The 1,366-nt window shown below is 57.2% G+C and carries 2 protein-coding genes; both read right to left on the bottom strand.

Going from position 1 to position 1,366, the window contains the following annotated elements:
• Positions 1-432: DUF3382 domain-containing protein (locus tag D8V06_RS14550; protein WP_130931195.1), on the bottom strand; the 432-nt coding region annotated here is incomplete at its 3' end.
• Positions 433-435: 3 nt separating this feature from the next.
• Positions 436-1,350, bottom strand: coding sequence for a branched-chain amino acid ABC transporter permease (locus D8V06_RS14545; protein WP_056852398.1), 915 nt, complete (start codon positions 1,348-1,350; stop codon positions 436-438).
• Between the last annotated feature and the right edge of the window lie 16 nt (positions 1,351-1,366).

The raw sequence follows: 1,366 nt of genomic DNA, 5'->3' as shown, positions 1-1,366 counted from the left end.
GCCGGCCAGGCCGACCACGATGTTCAGCCCCAGGCCCAGCAGCACGTAGATCAGCCCGAGGATGACCACGCCCAGCAGGTAGGAGTTGGAGAAAAACGGGAATACCACGGCGATGACGATTACCAGCGGAATGATCCAGCGCAACCGCGATTTGTAGTCAGGCGCCAATACATGGACGCCGGAGCCGGTTGTTTCAAAACCTTCAAGGATTCTCAAGCCCTTGGGGGTTTGCAGGAACAAGCTCAGGGCGAAACGACCGGCCATGACAATGGCGACGATCCATGCCACCCGGGTGGTTTCCATGTTGAAGCCGTAGCCATCGAGCACAACGCCGACAATCGGCCCGAACACGATCAGGGCAATGAGGCCGGCAAGAATCGCGTCAACCAGACTTTTTTTGATATCAATGGTTTTTTTAGTGGTTGAAGACATCGCTTACACCTTCGACACAAGAGGACGGCCGAGCAGGCCTTGGGGCCGAAAGACCAGAACGAGAACCAGCAGCGAGAAGCTGAATACGTCTTTGTAGTCCGAGTTCACCAGGCCGGAAAACAGCGACTCGGAAATCCCCAGGATGATCCCGCCGAGCATGGCGCCAGGCAGCGAGCCAATCCCGCCGAGCACCGCAGCGGTGAACGCCTTGATCCCGATGATGAAGCCGGCATAGAAGTCGAAAGTGCCGTAGTTCATGGTGATCAGCACGCCGGCCAGGGCCGCCATCGCTGCACCGATGATGAATACGTAGGAAATCACCCGGTCGGTGTTGATCCCGAGGATCGAAGCCATCTTGCGGTCTTGCTGGGTTGCACGGCACATGCGGCCGAGCTTGGTGTACTTGATGATGTAGGTCAGCGCAGCCATGCCGACAAACGCGGCAACCAGAATGAACACCTTGGTGTAGGTCAACTGCACGAAACCGCTACCGACCTCGACACGCCAGGCCCCTGTGAGCAACGTGGGAACGCCTTGTTGCTTGGCGCCCTGGGCGATCTGGGCGTAGTTTTGCAGGATCAGCGAAATACCGATGGCGCTGATCAGTGGTGCCAGTCGGGTGGAATTACGCAGGGGTTTGTAGGCGACACGCTCGATGACCCAGCCATACACCGCCGTGACGACGATGGTGAAGATCAACGTGCCAAGCATCAGCAGCGGAAAGGATTCGATACCGAAGTAAGCCAGCAGAGCCAGACTGATTGCCGCCAGGTAAGCGGAAATCATGTAAACCTCGCCATGGGCGAAGTTGATCATGCCGATGATGCCATAGACCATTGTGTAGCCGATGGCGATCAGGCCATAGACCGACCCGAGGGTCAGGCCGTTGACCAGTTGCTGCAGGAAAATACCATCCATAACGCAATCTCACGCA

The sequence above is a fragment of the Pseudomonas sp. Sample_24 genome, from assembly GCF_004307605.1.
GTDB lineage: Bacteria > Pseudomonadota > Gammaproteobacteria > Pseudomonadales > Pseudomonadaceae > Aquipseudomonas.
The sequence above is the reverse complement of the archived record's forward strand: the minus strand, read 5'-3'. Positions and strand labels throughout refer to the sequence as shown.

Coding starts and splice junctions, on each gene's coding strand:
- D8V06_RS14545 (WP_056852398.1), bottom strand. CDS start 1,350: ATGGATGGTATTTTCCTGCAGCAACTGGTCAACGGCCTGACCCTCGGG.